We start from the raw sequence: 15,140 nt of genomic DNA, 5'->3' as shown, positions 1-15,140 counted from the left end.
ATAAAGAGCTTGGTGCCTTACATAATCAGGAACTGTCGTAAGTGAAAATGAATATAAGCTTGATTTTCCAGCAGTAATCATTGAGATAAAACGTCTAGTATTTCCTGAAAGATGCTGAAATATGTAATATGAAAGACCACTCTGTCCTTTTTGGACTGAGGTGGTCTTTTGCATTATCTCCTATTGGGAGCCATCATAATGAGCGGATAGGTAGCTGAAGACAACTTATTCAGCTATATCTTTTTGAATTTCAAGTACTTCCTCTTTTGATAGCCCTGTTATATTCATTACGTATTGGATTTCTGTACCATCTGAAAGAAGACGTTGGGCTATTGATTTTTTAGCTTTTTCCTCGCCCCGTTCCATTCCCTGTTCTATTCCACGTTTCATTCCTCGTTTCATGCCACGTTCCATACCATCTTTCTCTGCTTCCTGTGCTCGGAGCTCTGCCTCCCGCTTTGCCGCTTCTTCATCCAAAATATGCTTTAAGCGAGATTCATAAGCTAAATACTGTTCTGGTGTCATGCTGAGCTCTTCCCAGTTATGAAACGCTTTTTGAAGTGTCTTATCTTCCATTGCAATCTCCTCCAATTCACGGTAAATATCTTCATAGAATTTTTTATTTCGATGATCGATCATACCGAGCAATAATAACCATCTGGCTAAAACGTCATTCCAAGGGTCCAGTTGATCTTCTTTCCAAGCTTTCAACAGTTTCGGCATTTCAATATAGTGAAACTCCATGACACCTGTTAGTTTGAATTGTTCTTCATCTTCAAATAGATGATGCATCGTATGGAACCGTTCCGTTTGGTCAAAAATATTAAAATTCAACAGGTTGATGGAAATAACATCGCTTAGCTCGTCGTATCCCATTCCTGAACGCAACTGACTGCGGTAGACTCCTGACCAATAATAAATAGACCGTTTAATCATATTATATTGGTCGGTAAACTGAATTTCAACGTTGATTTTTTCACCAGCAGTGGTGAGGACTAACACGTCAAGTCTTGATTGCTTATCATCGATATATTCTCCGCCTGCTTCGATATTGATGAAAGTAATGTCTTTAATTGGATCTCGTCCTGTTTTCTGTAAAAATTCATTTAAAAACACAATAGTTATTTGTTTATTTTTTTCGATACCAAAAAGTTGTTTAAAAGCATAATCAATCTTTAAATCCATCAAGCCTGACAGCGGTATCCGTTTTAGTGCTTTAAACTTTTTGATGCTTGAAAAATCTGATTTGTTCTTGCCGTAGTCTGCTGGTTCGTCTCTTACAGTATCGTGTATGATGTTTTCTAGGGGGTACTGGCGAAGTGATCTTGTTAATTCCATTATAACACATCCCTTTTGAAGTTTTTAGAATTTAACGAGGACTTACCGAGATGTGATTCTAGTTATAGCATAACAGAATTAAAGTGAAAGAACAAGTGTTCCGTTGTTTTAATTTCTATCATCCTTAAAATTTTTGTCGAAACTATCTTAGTTATGCGATAATAAGGGATGGAGAAAAAGTGCGCATATGAGGGAGGGTAGGTTACCTTGCAAAATGTAATAAAACGAAAAGAACCACATTTTTTAATAAATATTTTACCCGGTCTTCTATTATGTCTTCTGATCATGCTCAGCGGGATGTACGGTGCTCGGCTCATCGGGGCAGGTTTAAAAGCTATCGGTTTATTATCTGAAGGCAGCGAAACACCAGTCTCAGGAATTTTTGTTGCAATTATACTTGGAATTATTATTCGAAATTCAATCGGGCTCTCCGATATTTTTACAAAAGGAATCTCCTTTTCGATGAAATATATCTTACGGGCAGGGATTATTTTACTCGGTCTCCGATTGAGTTTGATGGAAGCTTTAAAACTCGGGGCATTCGGAATCCCGCTCATTGTTGCATGTATATCTGTCGGTTTATTTGTAACCTTATTCTTAGCTAATAAAATGAATCAGTCCATGCGTCTGGCAACTTTAATTGCAAGCGGAACGAGCATTTGTGGTGTCACTGCAATTATGGCGACATCTCCTGTAATAAAGGCGAAGGAAAATGAAATTTCTTATGCGGTAGCGAATATTACCATCTTTGGTTTAACAGGGATGTTGTTGTATCCATTTCTCGCTCATTTCTTATTTGCGGAGGATGCGATTAAGGCTGGGTTATTCTTAGGTACCGCTATCCATGATACAGCGCAGGTGACCGGAGCAGCGTTAATTTATGATCAGTTTTATCAGATGCCGCAAGTGGTGGATGCAGCAACGGTTACGAAATTGACGAGAAATCTATTTATCATTGCGATCATTCCTTTTGTGTCTTATTTATTTTTTAGCAAGTCGAAGGAGCAGGCTGTTCAGGCAGAAAATAAAGAGGACAGGTTGCCGAAATGGTATACATTCATTCCGTTATTTGTCATTGGATTTCTAATTCTTTCTATTATGCGAACGATCGGGGATGCAACATTGGAAAGTACAGGAAATGCATTTGGTATTTTCGCGTCTGATAGCTGGAGCAGTATCTATACAAATCTTAGTTCATTTGGAACGACGTATCTCCTTGGGATGGCGATGGCTGGAGTTGGACTATCAACGAATTTCAAGATGTTTAAAGGATTAGGGCTAAAGCCGTTTTATATTGGATTTGTCGCAGCAGTTTCTGTGGGAGTGGTTAGTGGAGTGCTGATTTGGTTATTTGGCGGGTTTGTTAGGCTTTAGAAGGTTTAACCCCAAAAAAAGAGTGAAGATCATATCTTCACTCTTTTCCTACTCCAGCAGTCACTCCATCAAACATAGTCTGCACCACCTTCCGCAAAACAAAAGGGATATGCACAAAAGCACTTTGCTTATGAAGCCGCTCCGTCAATTTATGGGCATCTTTCCCGAATGGTCCAATATTTAAGACCGGTGCTTGGAGCTTCTGCATTTCATCAAATGGAATTGTATATAAGTAATCCCAAACTGGTGTATTATTTTGATAAGATTCCCAGCCTTTATCATCCTTATCGTAATTCACATAACTCAAATCAGAAATGCCATTAAAATAATGCACTTGCTCCGCCTTTACATTAAAATGATCTTGAAGCAGCTGCTTCGTTAACAGAATTTTCTCCTGAACGAGCGGGTCATCTGAAGAATTTATTGCCGGATAATACGGCGGCGCAAAGAATAAAATGCATGCTGGTGCAAGTTCTTGGCAATGAGCCATTATTTGATCGCATACTTTCATGGAAATTTCCCGCTGATCCAAATTGGGAAGTGCGACGGTTTCTTTAATTATTTCCTCCGTCTTTTCTTTGCCAAGTTTACCCCTAGCATAATTCAATAGTTCTTCATATTCCCATACATCTATGTTGAAGTGCTCCTCACTATTTTCTTCCCTTGCTAACACACGTCTGTATTCTTCTGCGCATTCCTCCATAGCCTTTGTTGCGACTTCACGGAAAGAAGTCATCGTCTCTTTCGCATTTCGTTTCATTAAAAAGACGTTGTAAAGCGCTGCAACGTGGTTGGATGTTTGTGTGGAATAATCCGCTTTCAAATCATAGGTTTTTAAGCAAAGTGGAAGCGGTGTGCGCTCGCCATATACTTCCTCGCTAAACGCTTGATTATATTCCATTTTCTTCGTCAAAAAACTAGCCATATAGTGTGCATTGATTCCTTGCAAAGGTTCGCCGGCATGGGTTTCTCGCCCATAAAAAAGCGCTGAGGGCATGATTTTTCCAATCGTTCCGGAATAAATATAATACTGCTCGTCTTGTGGCTGCATGGAAAAACTCGGTTCACTGTTTAAAAATAGGGTGTAATTTAAATCATAACGCTCTCGGGTATCTACAAGTCCTTTAACCGCGGCAAGCATACCGCTCGAATTCACTTCTTCATCGGGAACGGTGACAAGGAGCAGGTTAACTGGCCACTTTTCATGAATGGCTTGCTCAAGCAGATGAAGGTGCAGAACGATACCCATCTTCATATCCATCGTACCGCGCCCGAACAAATAATCACCGGATGTAACGTCACATCGTACATCTTCTGGTAACGAATCAAGCATTTCTTTAAATTTTTTCGTTAGTTCCTGTGGTTGGAAAGCTAAATCAGCAAGTGCACCGAATTCCTCTGTATGTACCGTGTCGAAGTGGCTAATGAGTACGATTGTTTTTTTGATGTTTTCTTGTTTGTATAAAGCTGTTACGGCATTTCGTTCTTTTCCTGCATCATGAAATTGAATGAGAGTGGGACTTTCCTTAAAGTATTCTAACTCGAGCAGCTTACCTTTTATTTTTTCAGCAAACTGGATTTCCCCTTCTGTTCCAGTCCGACTATCCCAGCTAACAACTTCACATAGTAAATCTTCCAATTGTTGTTCCGTTTGCCAAAGCATGATAGATACCTCCCTGTATAGGCTAATTCTTATTTTCCGCGTGGTCATAGTAGCTTAAAAAACGTTTTTTAACATTGCTCATATGAACAAGCATACTGTTCCTCGCTGTAACGACATCCTTTTGTTCTAATGCTTGCAAAATTTCTTGATGTTCCTTGTAAGCATCCTCCGCACTCTTAGGAACGGTGCTTGATAGAATAAGAAATGCTCGGTTAACACCAGTATTCATGCGATGAATGACTTTTTTTATTTCCTCATTGTCATTGCAAGCTGCCAACAGTAGATGAAAATCACGATCAAGCTCAATAAACTCGTTATACTTATTTTCATTAATTGCTGTGCGCTGGCTTGCTAGATTTTCCTGCAATTTTTCAATTCCTTCGTCACTCATTTTTACCGTTACCTTTTCAATATTGTATACCTCAAGTAAACTACGGAGTTCCATATATTCAAGAGAATTCTTTTTCGTAAAGCTAGCAACGATTGCCGGTGCTCCCTTTTGTTGAATGATCAGTCCTTCTGCCGCGAGTCGTGCAAAGGCGTCACGAAGCGGGGTGCGGCTGATTCCCAAATCTTTTGCGAGCTTTTCTTCTGGCAACGATTCTTTATCTTTCAATCTCCCATCCGTGATCGCTTGTTTAATAATCCGGTATGCTTGATCAGACAGGGTTTCACGTTGAACTACTTTTTTCATCTTTTTCTCCTTTTCCTTCCATTATTTCTTAAGGAAACGCTCTATCCTTGCGAGGCCCTCTTGTAAATTTTCCATTGAATTAGCGTAAGAAATTCGAATAAATCCTTCACCATTCCCTGTGAATGAACTTCCTGGAACGACGGCAACCTGTTCGTTCTCTAATAGTTTGGTCGCAAATTCCATTGAAGTTAAGCCAGTTGATTGAATCGATGGGAAAAAGTAAAACGCTCCGGTCGGGAGTGTTGTCTCAAGTCCCATTTCCTTTAGCTGCTTGTATACAAAATCTCTTCGTTCGATGTAAGCCTTGTTCATTTCAGCAGGTGCTTCCTTTGCAGCTGTAAGTGCTTCGATTGCTGCGTATTGACTTGGTAGGGAAGCACAAATCGAGTTGTTTAAATGTACTTTCAATACATGCTCCATTAAATTTTTACTTCCGAGCACATAACCAATGCGCCAGCCTGTCATTGCATGGGATTTCGATAGTCCGTGGATGAGAAATAATTGCTCACGGATCTCCGGGAAAGAAGCGAACGAACAATGTTTGCTATGGAATGTGTTTTCACTATAAATCTCATCAGAAATAATAAAAATATCATGTTTTTTTAAAACAGCAACAATTCCTTCCATCTGTTCGCGGCTAAGTGTGGCTCCGGTCGGATTCGATGGATAGTTAAGGATAATTGCTTTCGTTTTATCTGTTAGTGCTTGTTCCAAACGTTCGGGATCGAGAACGAATCCAGTGTCTGTCGTATCGATTGTGACAGACTTTGCGCCATTTAGATGGATAATCGATTCGTATCCAGAGTAGATCGGGGAGGTCAAGATGACTTCATCTCCACTTACTAAAATGGTACGCAACACCGAATCAATTGCTTCACTAGCACCGTTTGTTATAACAATTTCATTTGCTGGATCGTAATAAAAATGATACGTTTCCTCAAAAAAGCGTGAGACCGCTTGGCGGACGTTTAATAGCCCAGCATTGTGGGAATAGCCGGTTAAGTTGTTTTTTATCGCTTCTATTCCAGCTTGTTTTACATTTTCGGGTGTTGGAAAGTCAGGTTCACCGATCGTAAAATTGATGCCGTTTTCATATTCATTGACTTTATTTGCAAAGACACGAATGCCTGGTACGGAAATCTTTTTTACGCGAGCGTTTATTTTGCTTAGCATGTATTTTATCTCCTTTATTCTAAAGCTGTGCGTGTGCGGGTCTTGTATACAGTATACAGGTTTAGTCATTATCATACATTAAATAAAATATTTTGTAAACTCAAGAAATAAATTTGACTCCGTTAAATGCAGGAGCATGGCAGTAAAATGTTATTTATATAGTGTTTTCTGTTTATTCGAATGGTATTGACTTTTATATTTATGTATTGTAGTATACAGTATACTAATATTTCAGCACACTAAATTAAATGATAGACAAACGTTAATTTTCAGCTTGTAATACATAGGATTAATGCTTTCTGGTCGTTCGTTTTCTACAAAAGAGGGGAAAGTGAATGTTATGAATAAATGGAAGATAGTTTTATTAACTGGTTCGCTGTTCATTATACTATCAGCTTGTTCTAACGCGAATGCCGATCAAGCTGATACAGTTACACTTCAGCTCGGGCATGCCTTAACAGAAGGCACACCAGCATCTGATTTGATTGAAGATATGGCAGCGGAGGTTGAAGAAAAAACAGATGGTCGCATCGTATTTGATATCTATCCGAATAGTTTGCTCGGTTCGGAAACAGAGATGCTTGAACAAGTGCAGTTAGGTGCTATGGATTCGGCAGCAATTATGGTTGGCTCGATGCAGGCGCTGGATATGCGAATGGCGATTGAAGATCTGCCGTATATGTGGAAGGACATCGACCATGCGCGGGCAGCTTATAAAGGAGAATTTGGTGAGTATCTCGCAGACATTATGGCCGAACAAGGGATGACAAAAATTGGCTATCTGGAATGGGGTTACAGGCATATTACAAATAATCGGGGGCCGATTGTGGAGCCTCGAGATATGGATGGTCTTAATATTCGAGTTGCGGAGACAAAACTTCGGATTGACGCGTTTGAGCAAATGGGTGCAATGCCTACTGTAATGGCGTTCAGTGAAGTGTACGGGGCGCTTCAACAAGGTGCGATTGATGCTCAGGAAAATCCGCTCGCAAATATTGTTTTACCGAAGCTTTATGAAGTACAGGACTATTTCTCTTTGACTGGACATTTTTATAACACGGTTATGCTCGTTGTGAAGACGGATGTGTGGGAAGAAATTTCTTCAGAAGATCAGCAAATCATTTTAGCGGAAGCAGAACGGATTCAAGAAGAAGTGAACGCAAAAAATGATGAACAACAGGAAGCGTATATCCAAGAACTAAAAAGTCAAGGGATGCAAGTGAATGAAGATGTGAACATAGAGACATTCCGTGAACAAATGCTACCAGTATATGAGAAATGGGAAGAAGACGTTTTTGGCGAGGAAATGATGGATGTTTATCGTAAGGCGTCTGGCTGGTAAGTGATGAGGAAGAGGGATAAAGTTCTCTTCCTTTATTCTTTTATCACGTATTAACGGACTGTAATCCCCCCACCTCTAAACAAGAGGGAAAACCAAAATGTTAAGTGGAGGATATACAGCCCGTAAATACCTGATTCTGTTCAACTAACATTCAGTGGGGGGGAGGAATTCCCCACCGAATGAAGTTTCACTTTATGCACCATTAGAAAAATAAGGGGAAGAGGTACCTATGAAAGCAAAAGAAATCATAGCAAAGATATTAGTTTACTTATGTGTAATAGCAATTACTGGATTAACAATAATTGTGTTTCTGCAAGTCGTTACAAGAATGATGGGTATTTCTTTCCCGGCGGCAGATGAACTTGCTCGTTTATTAGTTGTCTGGCTTACCTTTTTAGGTACGAGTTTAGCAATCTATGAAAAAATGCATTTAGCTGTGACATTTTTCGTGAAACGAGCAAAGCCGAAGCTGCAAAGAATTATTTATTTTTCTGTTCATGTTCTAACGATTCTTTTCTTTGGGGTTTTAGTCTACTATGGATTCGGATTAACAATGATGGCTATGGCAAAAACATCATCGACGCTCCAGTTGCCGATGGGATTATTCTATTTGGCGATTCCGCTTAGTTCTCTCTTTTCCATTTATTTTATTATTACAGACATGTTTAGTCCTACAGGAGAGGGGGAACCAAGCGTATGATTATTTTGATTCTAGCAATCTTTTTTGGACTTCTATTTTTAGGAATGCCAATCGCTTTTATCCTTGGTATTGTTAGTGCGGGATTGATGATTTTCGGAAATGTTCCGCTAGAAATACTTGTACAGCGAATGTTTGCTGGTGTAAATAATTTCTCTTATCTTGCTATTCCACTATTTATTTTGGCCGGGAACATCATGGGAGAAGGTGGCCTGACCCGCAGGTTAATGGAGTTTGCTCGGGCCTTTGTCGGTCGTTTAACTGGGGGGCTAGGCATGACAACCGTTGTAACAAGTGCGTTGTTCGGAACGGTATCCGGCTCAACAGTTGCAACGACGTATGCGGTCGGTTCAGTTCTAGTACCGCGACTGAAAGAAGAGAAATATAGCAATTCGTTTATCGCAAGTATTATTGGACCGGCAGGGGTGCTTGGGCTGATTATTCCGCCAAGTATTACAATGGTTATCCTTGGAATTACAGCAAATATTTCAATAGGAGATCTATTTATCGCGGGTGTCTTGCCGGGGATTGTACTTACTGTGCTTCTCTGTATTTACGTCGCTTTTATGTCGAGGAAGAAAGGCTTTGGTGCGGACAAGCCCCCTTCAATGACAGGAAAAGAGTTTTTTAGAATTAGTCTGAAAGCATTCTTCCCGCTGTTAACACCAATCTTTATTTTGGGAAGTATTTTCAGCGGATTTGCGACGGCTACGGAAGCGGCAGTACTTGCTGTTGTGTACAGCTTTATCTTGTCAATGTTTTACAAAGAACTTACATTTACCAAGTTTAAAAAAACCATGGCTTCATCAGCAGTAACGTCAGCAACGATTTTAATAATTATCTCCGTTGCGAATGCATTTACATATGTATTAACGGTAAATAAAATTCCTGCAATGATTTCAGAATTTTTCTTGCAGTTTGCAAATACGCCACTGCAATTCTTATTAGTTGTGTCGGTTATCCTCCTCATTCTTGGGATGTTGACAGAAGTAACATCACTTATTATTTTACTGAGCCCAGTATTCATGCCCATTGCGATGGAGTACGGAATTGATCCGATTCACTTTGGAATGGTGCTCATTATGAACTTCGCACTGGCGAACGTAACGCCTCCAGTAGGTTTGTCTTTAATTGCCGGAGCAAGTGTGACGGATAGGAATATGGGGATTGAAGATACCTTGCCTTATATTTTACATGTAATTGGTATTCTTGTTGTTGTTATTTTATTAATTATTTTTGTACCAAGTATTTCTACATTCCTGCCAAGTCTTTTTAATTAAAGGGTGATAAGATGATTAAACGTTCAGATACGGTAGAATCATTGGAAAATATGTATGGTGGAAATGGTGTCGTGGATATATCTCGTAAATTGACAAAAGAAGATCAGATTGCTGGTCTTGATATGTTTGCAGAAGTCAGCATACCAGTTGGAGGCTCGATTGGTTTCCATCTGCATGATAAAGATGCGGAAGCCTACTATATTATTGAAGGAACTGGCAACTTCCAGGATGATGAAGGAAAACATGTCGTGTCGAAAGGTGATCTCTGCCTTATTACGAAAGGCGGGAGTCACGGCTTGGTTAACACAGGAGACCAGCCATTAAAAATAATTGCGGTTGTCTGGAGTTGAATAAGCGCCTGTCGCACCTTGCGTTTTATTGAAACTAAAACGTTGTGCTGACAGGCGCTTTCTCACTTGTTTTGTTTATTTACTTGACGCTTTTATCTGAGTTTCATAAAGTAGGTAATAACGGTAAAATTAGATGAGAAGAGGAACATATATGCATACCTATACAGAGGAGAAAATTCAAGCGTATCAAAAAGATAATGAAAATCGGGCACGTCTACTAATCCGTTGTCCGGATCAGCCGGGAATTGTCGCTACAGTATCCCAGTTTCTTTATGAACATGGGGCAAATATTGTAACATCAGACCAATATACCCTAGATCCAGAGGGTGGACAGTTCTTCATGCGGATTGAATTCGAATGTCCGGGTTTGATGGATAAAAAAGCAGATTTGGAAAAGGATTTCACTCCAATCGCTGAAAAATTCGATATGCACTATGATATCATGTACGTGCATGAGCTGAAGAACGTAGCAATTTTCGCTTCAAAAGAGCCGCATTGCCTGCTCGAACTTTTGTGGGAGTGGGAGAGCGGTGACTTGATGGCGAATATTGCTGTTGTCGTCAGTAACCATGAAGTTGTAAGAGCGATGGTAGAATCCCGTGGCATTCCGTTCCACTATATTCCAGCAAACAAGGATATTCGTACCCAGGCGGAAGCGCAACAAAAAGAGATTCTAAAGCAGTATGATGTGGATCTCGTAATTCTTGCACGTTATATGCAGATTCTAACGCCTGATTTTGTGAAAGAGTACAATAACCAAATTATCAATATCCACCACTCCTTCTTACCAGCGTTTATTGGTGCAAATCCATATGAGCGTGCGTTTAATCGGGGTGTGAAGATGATCGGTGCGACGTCGCACTATGTGACGGATGATTTGGATGAAGGTCCAATTATTGAACAGGATATCGGCCGCGTGGATCATCGTGATGATGTGGCAGCGATGAAGAAGATTGGACAAGCGATTGAGCGTAGTGTGCTTGCACGAGCGGTGAAGTGGCATTTGGAAGACCGGATTATTGTGCATGGGAATAAGACGATTGTGTTTTAATTGGTTTTCGTTTGAAGGTTAAATTTTAAACAAAAAACATCAGCAAATTTCTAGCTGATGTTTTTTGTATTCTTGATAGGCATAGGTTGGATTTTAAACAATTTTAGATGCTATAAATTTCTTTGACGATATTAACGAATTCTTTTAGGGCGGGGGATTGGTAAGCACCCTTTTTAGTGATGATTCCTATATCCCAACTCATTTTTGTGTCTTTAATACGTAAATCTACTATATCTACACCATTTAATTTCATACTAAGTTTCTTAGGGATGATTGCTATTCCAAGTTGTGCAGAAACGAGTTCCAATATTAAATCCCATTGCGTGCTGTGAAAGGCGATATCAGGTGAAAAACCTGCTTCCAGACAATGATTTCTTATAAGGTTGTATAATGCAAAAGATTTATCAAAGAAGATGAACTTTTCATCTTTCAAATCTGCTAGACGGATTTCATTTACTTTAGAAAGCGGGTGGGATGATGAAACGCAAACGATGAATTCGTCTTGATAAATGAGTTCGGCATCTAGTGTGTTGGCAGCAGGAAGCACAACAAACCCGACATCTAAGTCTCCATGTGATACAAGGTTTTCTACTATGACACCCCCGTGTTCCTCCGTTTGAAGTATTACTTTCGGATATCTTTTTAAAAATTGATAAGCCACTTCCGGGAAAAAAACAGATCCAATGATTTGTGGAATACCAACTTTTAATTCTCCGATAATTTCCTGGGAAATTTTATTTAAAGCTACTGGAATGATGGAGATTTTTTCTAGAATGTTTTTGCTTTCGTGATAAAGTAATTTCCCTTCGTTGGTTAATTGAATTTTTCTGCTTGATCGATCAATTAATGGTACGTCCAATTCCTGTTCCAATTTTTGGATGGTTTTACTCAAGGCTGGTTGACCGATGTACAGTGCTTCAGCGGCTTTTGTAAAACTTCCGTGTTCAGCTACCGTTACAAAAACTTCTAATGACCTTAATTGCATATTATCGCCCTCATTCAATTCCTTAAAGGAATAATTTGAATTCCTAATTTGTATTTTACTTCATAATTTACAGAATGTAAAATTAAATCTTTAAAGAGCTAGATGAATCCAGGAACTTAAAGGAAGGAGAAATATCATGAGAAAAAAACACGCAATATGGATTACCGGCTTCTTTATTATTTATTTCTTAACATTTTTACCTAACTTTGGGGTTATGAATGAATTGAAGTTTATCGGTTTTTTGCCTCAACCTTTAGCATGGGTGCTTTTCTTGAATCTAATCAATACGGTTATCATATTTGTTATTTATTTTAAGTTCTTCAAGCCTTTTGCTTTAAATGTGGAACGGGTGATGCAAAAAGACGAGGAGAGTGACCAAGTATGAGTCAGGTAGTTATTACGATAATTGTGTTAATTCTTTTTCTTGGTATTTTACTTTGGATTAGCGGTTTAGCTTCAAAGTCAAATATTGCAACGCCAAGTGATTTTTTCTTAGCGAATAGAAGTCTTGGAACGATTGTAATGACGATGACTACAGGGGCGAGTTACTTTAGTACATGGACATTACTTGGCTCCATTGGAAATCACTACAGGGATGGCGTCTGGTTTTCAGCTTTTGCCGCTTGGGCTGTTGTGCATGCACTATTTATCTGGCTATTTGGATCGCGAATTTGGTATCTCGGTCGTAAACATGACTTTGTAACGCCCGGAGATATGATGGAAAAGTATTATAAAAGCCCTTTCTTGAGGTTGTTGTTTGCTTTCGTTGGAATGATAGGACTCATTCCATATATGTTGATTCAAATTACTGGAGGAGCATTTTCATTGAGCAGCTTGACGAACAATGCAATTCCATATTGGATTGGAATATTAATAATGGGAGTTTTTGTCGGGATTATTGTAACGCTGAGTGGTGGCCGGGGTGCAGCGTGGGCAGATACATTTATGGGCTTTTTCTTCGGTACTACATTACTTATAATCACGCTCATTTTCATTTATAGTGCGGGTGGGTTTAATGCCTTTGTAAACTTGCAGTCTGTGGCTCCAGATATTCTGGTTAATAAAGGAGATTTCTCGGGTATAGCGGAAACGGCTGTCGGGTTAATGTTTGGTTTTTGGATTATGCCACATATGTGGCAGAAATTCTATTCCGCTAAATCCCCGATGATCTTGGCGAAAACGTCAATTATAACCCCTTTCTGGAATTCATGGTTGATGGCACTTGGGGCATTGTTTATCGGGATGCTAGCACACACTCGTGGCCTTGTACCAGGATTGAGTTTAAAAAATAGTGATACGATTATCCCTTTATTCTTTTCATCTTATGCACCTATCTTTGGTGCTATCGTTGTAGCTGCAGTAATTGCTGCTGGGATTTCGACAATAAATAGTGCCCTATTATCATCAGCGAGCTTGCTCGTTAATGACATTTACGTACGTTTTATTGATAAAGATGTATCACCTGAGCGCACAACATTTATAAGTAAAATTACAGTCTTATTGATGACGTTAATTGTTGTAATTTTTGCGTTTATTCCGGCCGCCCAAGGATTTCTCATTCCGGTTGCAGCATTAGGTTACGGGATTGTCTTACAATTAGTTCCAGCAGCAATTGGGCCATTATTTTGGAGGAAAGGAACATTGGCTGGAGCAATTTCATCAATTCTGGTTGGGGAAGCGGCACTAGTTCTTATCTATATTTTCGGATCTCCATTACCGTTTGGACCGGCCACAACTGGTTTTATTTTAGGAACTATCACCTTTTTGGTTGTTAGTATGCTAACAGTAGATAGCAATGAAGAGGATAAATATAAACATCATAGGGAAATGGTGGAAATTTATTTCCCTTCTGAGAGTACACGAAAGGATGATTACAATGGCGAAAGACAATCCGTATAAAGTAGCAGTCGTTCAAGCTGGATCTGTAGTTATGGATAAAGAGGGGGGAGTAAAAAAGACAATTCGTTTAATTGAAGAAGCGGGTCAAGAAAATGCAAAAATTATTGTTTTTCCGGAAGCTTTCATTCCGGCATATCCGAGAGGGATGTCCTTTGGGGCTGTGGTAGGATCACGGTCTGACGAAGGACGGGAAGACTTTTTTAGGTATTGGGATAATTCAATTACCGTACCTAGTGTGGAAACAGAGGCGATTGGAAAAGCAGCGAGAAAGGCAAAAGCATATGTAGTGATAGGCGTGATTGAAAAGGAAAACGAATCAAGTCAAGGAACTTTATACTGTACGGCATTATTTTTCGGGCCAAACGGAGAATTACTCGGTAAGCATCGAAAATTAAAGCCGACTGGTTCGGAGCGACTGATTTGGGGAGAAGGAGATGGCAGTACACTTCCCGTTTTTGATACCCCATATGGAAGGATTGGTTCGCTTATTTGTTGGGAAAATTACATGCCACTTGCTCGTGCTGCAATGTATGAGAAGGGGGTACAGATTTATATTGCGCCAACCGCAGATGGGAGAGATACTTGGTTCTCAACAATGCGACATATTGCAGTTGAGGGGAGATGCTTTGTTCTGTCATGTAATCAATATTCCACGAAAGATATGTATCCTGAGGATATTTCATCTCGTAAGGAATTTGAAGGTTTGCCAAATGAAATGACGCGGGGTGGAAGTTGTATTGTGAACCCACTAGGCGAATTTTTAGTAGAGCCTGTGCTTGGTAAAGAAGAAATTTTATACGCGGATATAGACCTTGGAAAAATTGCAGAAGCTCAATTTGACTTTGATGTAGTTGGTCATTATGCGCGACCGGATGTATTTCAACTTGTTGTGAATGAACAAGAGCAGAAAAATACAATTTGGAAAAAATAGTGCTATAGTGCTTGTCATTCCTCGAGTTTTGTTGAATCCGAATTTATAATCAGAAAAATCTCCTGGTGTTACAGCATCAGGAGATTTTCATTTTCGGTGTTAGTTACAGATTTTTCGAACGGGAAAGCCCCCTACGGTGCGATAGCACCCCTTTAGAGGTGGGATGAGAGCGAGGTCAGATACGGAGTACCACAAAAACCATAAGGTTTTGTGGTGCTTCAAGTATCTGAAAGTTCCGCTCTATATTTATTGTGTTTCTGTTGTAGTTATACGAAAAACTAATACAATAAGTATATGAACGAATACAGAAGAACAAACACAACCGTATCATTAATCCATTATCATTTCGTTTTCTGTCCTCGA

14 protein-coding genes and 1 pseudogene are annotated in these 15,140 nt (G+C 39.5%); 10 read left to right on the top strand and 5 right to left on the bottom strand.

Annotated features, from left to right (window positions below):
* Positions 1 to 225: 225 nt before the first annotated feature.
* A complete protein-coding gene (locus tag WKU33_RS11825) occupies positions 226 to 1,338 on the bottom strand; it encodes an Rpn family recombination-promoting nuclease/putative transposase (RefSeq protein WP_340454739.1) in 1,113 nt (370 codons plus the stop codon).
* 207 nt (positions 1,339 to 1,545) lie between these two features.
* Here WKU33_RS11825 and WKU33_RS11820 point away from each other — a divergent pair, with 207 nt between their 5' ends.
* Positions 1,546 to 2,712 (top strand): YeiH family protein, encoded by a 1,167-nt coding sequence (locus WKU33_RS11820; protein ID WP_340454737.1) that lies wholly within the window; start codon positions 1,546 to 1,548, stop codon positions 2,710 to 2,712.
* 37 nt (positions 2,713 to 2,749) lie between these two features.
* Here WKU33_RS11820 and WKU33_RS11815 read toward each other — a convergent pair whose 3' ends face one another.
* Genes WKU33_RS11815 through WKU33_RS11805 form a run of 3 tightly spaced genes read right to left on the bottom strand, consistent with a single transcriptional unit; the run spans position 2,750 to position 6,242 of the window.
* Complete coding sequence (locus tag WKU33_RS11815) at positions 2,750 to 4,375, bottom strand: M20/M25/M40 family metallo-hydrolase (RefSeq protein WP_340454735.1); 1,626 nt, start codon at positions 4,373 to 4,375, stop codon at positions 2,750 to 2,752.
* Positions 4,376 to 4,397: 22 nt separating this feature from the next.
* On the bottom strand, positions 4,398 to 5,069 hold the full coding sequence (locus tag WKU33_RS11810) for a GntR family transcriptional regulator (RefSeq protein ID WP_340454733.1): 672 nt from the start codon (positions 5,067 to 5,069) through the stop codon (positions 4,398 to 4,400).
* A gap of 21 nt (positions 5,070 to 5,090) precedes the next feature.
* Entirely contained in the window at positions 5,091 to 6,242 is a 1,152-nt protein-coding gene (locus WKU33_RS11805; protein WP_340454731.1) for an aminotransferase class I/II-fold pyridoxal phosphate-dependent enzyme, read from the bottom strand.
* A 340-nt stretch (positions 6,243 to 6,582) separates the two neighbouring features.
* On the opposite strand from WKU33_RS11805, the gene WKU33_RS11800 reads away from it, so the two are divergent.
* From WKU33_RS11800 to purU, 5 genes are all read left to right on the top strand, one after another.
* Positions 6,583 to 7,584: a DctP family TRAP transporter solute-binding subunit gene (locus WKU33_RS11800; protein ID WP_340454729.1), complete on the top strand. Its 1,002-nt coding sequence runs from the start codon at positions 6,583 to 6,585 to the stop codon at positions 7,582 to 7,584.
* Between the two features lie 229 nt (positions 7,585 to 7,813).
* Positions 7,814 to 8,284 carry a TRAP transporter small permease gene (locus WKU33_RS11795; protein WP_336253084.1) on the top strand — a complete coding sequence of 157 codons (471 nt, stop codon included), beginning with the start codon at positions 7,814 to 7,816 and terminating at the stop codon, positions 8,282 to 8,284.
* Positions 8,281 to 9,561 (top strand): TRAP transporter large permease, encoded by a 1,281-nt coding sequence (locus WKU33_RS11790; RefSeq protein ID WP_336253083.1) that lies wholly within the window; start codon positions 8,281 to 8,283, stop codon positions 9,559 to 9,561. The genes WKU33_RS11795 and WKU33_RS11790 overlap by 4 nt, the downstream gene beginning before the upstream one ends.
* Positions 9,562 to 9,572: 11 nt before the next feature.
* Positions 9,573 to 9,911, top strand: a complete 339-nt coding sequence (locus tag WKU33_RS11785) for a cupin domain-containing protein (RefSeq protein WP_336253082.1) — start codon at positions 9,573 to 9,575, stop codon at positions 9,909 to 9,911.
* Positions 9,912 to 10,062: 151 nt separating this feature from the next.
* Positions 10,063 to 10,962: a formyltetrahydrofolate deformylase gene (purU, locus tag WKU33_RS11780; RefSeq protein ID WP_156856377.1), complete on the top strand. Its 900-nt coding sequence runs from the start codon at positions 10,063 to 10,065 to the stop codon at positions 10,960 to 10,962.
* Between the two features lie 103 nt (positions 10,963 to 11,065).
* On the opposite strand, the gene WKU33_RS11775 is transcribed toward purU, so the two are convergent.
* Entirely contained in the window at positions 11,066 to 11,947 is an 882-nt protein-coding gene (locus tag WKU33_RS11775) for a LysR family transcriptional regulator (RefSeq protein ID WP_336253081.1), read from the bottom strand.
* A 136-nt stretch (positions 11,948 to 12,083) separates the two neighbouring features.
* Between WKU33_RS11775 and WKU33_RS11770 the strand changes: the two genes are divergently transcribed.
* The 4 genes and pseudogenes from WKU33_RS11770 to WKU33_RS19100 all read left to right on the top strand — a co-directional run.
* Positions 12,084 to 12,332, top strand: a complete 249-nt coding sequence (locus tag WKU33_RS11770) for a hypothetical protein (RefSeq protein WP_156856379.1) — start codon at positions 12,084 to 12,086, stop codon at positions 12,330 to 12,332.
* Positions 12,329 to 13,846: a sodium:solute symporter family protein gene (locus tag WKU33_RS11765; RefSeq protein ID WP_340454727.1), complete on the top strand. Its 1,518-nt coding sequence runs from the start codon at positions 12,329 to 12,331 to the stop codon at positions 13,844 to 13,846. The genes WKU33_RS11770 and WKU33_RS11765 overlap by 4 nt, the downstream gene beginning before the upstream one ends.
* Positions 13,824 to 14,777, top strand: a complete 954-nt coding sequence (locus WKU33_RS11760; protein ID WP_340454725.1) for a carbon-nitrogen hydrolase family protein — start codon at positions 13,824 to 13,826, stop codon at positions 14,775 to 14,777. Before WKU33_RS11765 ends, WKU33_RS11760 begins: the two co-directional genes overlap by 23 nt.
* Positions 14,778 to 15,071: 294 nt before the next feature.
* Positions 15,072 to 15,140: pseudogene (locus WKU33_RS19100) on the top strand (IS200/IS605 family transposase); the annotation flags it as partial.

This window comes from Oceanobacillus sp. HCA-5259 (assembly GCF_037892815.1).
Taxonomy (GTDB): Bacteria; Bacillota; Bacilli; order Bacillales; family Amphibacillaceae; genus Oceanobacillus; species Oceanobacillus indicireducens.
The sequence above is the reverse complement of the archived record's forward strand: the minus strand, read 5'-3'. Positions and strand labels throughout refer to the sequence as shown.

Bases quoted from the DNA above. Each gene is read 5' to 3' on its own strand.
- WKU33_RS11805 (WP_340454731.1), bottom strand. From the start codon at position 6,242: ATGCTAAGCAAAATAAACGCTCGCGTAAAAAAGATTTCCGTACCAGGC.
- WKU33_RS11810 (WP_340454733.1), bottom strand. From the start codon at position 5,069: ATGAAAAAAGTAGTTCAACGTGAAACCCTGTCTGATCAAGCATACCGG.
- purU (WP_156856377.1), top strand. From the start codon at position 10,063: ATGCATACCTATACAGAGGAGAAAATTCAAGCGTATCAAAAAGATAAT.
- WKU33_RS11790 (WP_336253083.1), top strand. From the start codon at position 8,281: ATGATTATTTTGATTCTAGCAATCTTTTTTGGACTTCTATTTTTAGGA.
- WKU33_RS11815 (WP_340454735.1), bottom strand. From the start codon at position 4,375: ATGCTTTGGCAAACGGAACAACAATTGGAAGATTTACTATGTGAAGTT.
- WKU33_RS11795 (WP_336253084.1), top strand. From the start codon at position 7,814: ATGAAAGCAAAAGAAATCATAGCAAAGATATTAGTTTACTTATGTGTA.
- WKU33_RS11775 (WP_336253081.1), bottom strand. From the start codon at position 11,947: ATGCAATTAAGGTCATTAGAAGTTTTTGTAACGGTAGCTGAACACGGA.
- WKU33_RS11760 (WP_340454725.1), top strand. From the start codon at position 13,824: ATGGCGAAAGACAATCCGTATAAAGTAGCAGTCGTTCAAGCTGGATCT.
- WKU33_RS11765 (WP_340454727.1), top strand. From the start codon at position 12,329: ATGAGTCAGGTAGTTATTACGATAATTGTGTTAATTCTTTTTCTTGGT.
- WKU33_RS11825 (WP_340454739.1), bottom strand. From the start codon at position 1,338: ATGGAATTAACAAGATCACTTCGCCAGTACCCCCTAGAAAACATCATA.
- WKU33_RS11785 (WP_336253082.1), top strand. From the start codon at position 9,573: ATGATTAAACGTTCAGATACGGTAGAATCATTGGAAAATATGTATGGT.
- WKU33_RS11770 (WP_156856379.1), top strand. From the start codon at position 12,084: ATGAGAAAAAAACACGCAATATGGATTACCGGCTTCTTTATTATTTAT.
- WKU33_RS11800 (WP_340454729.1), top strand. From the start codon at position 6,583: ATGAATAAATGGAAGATAGTTTTATTAACTGGTTCGCTGTTCATTATA.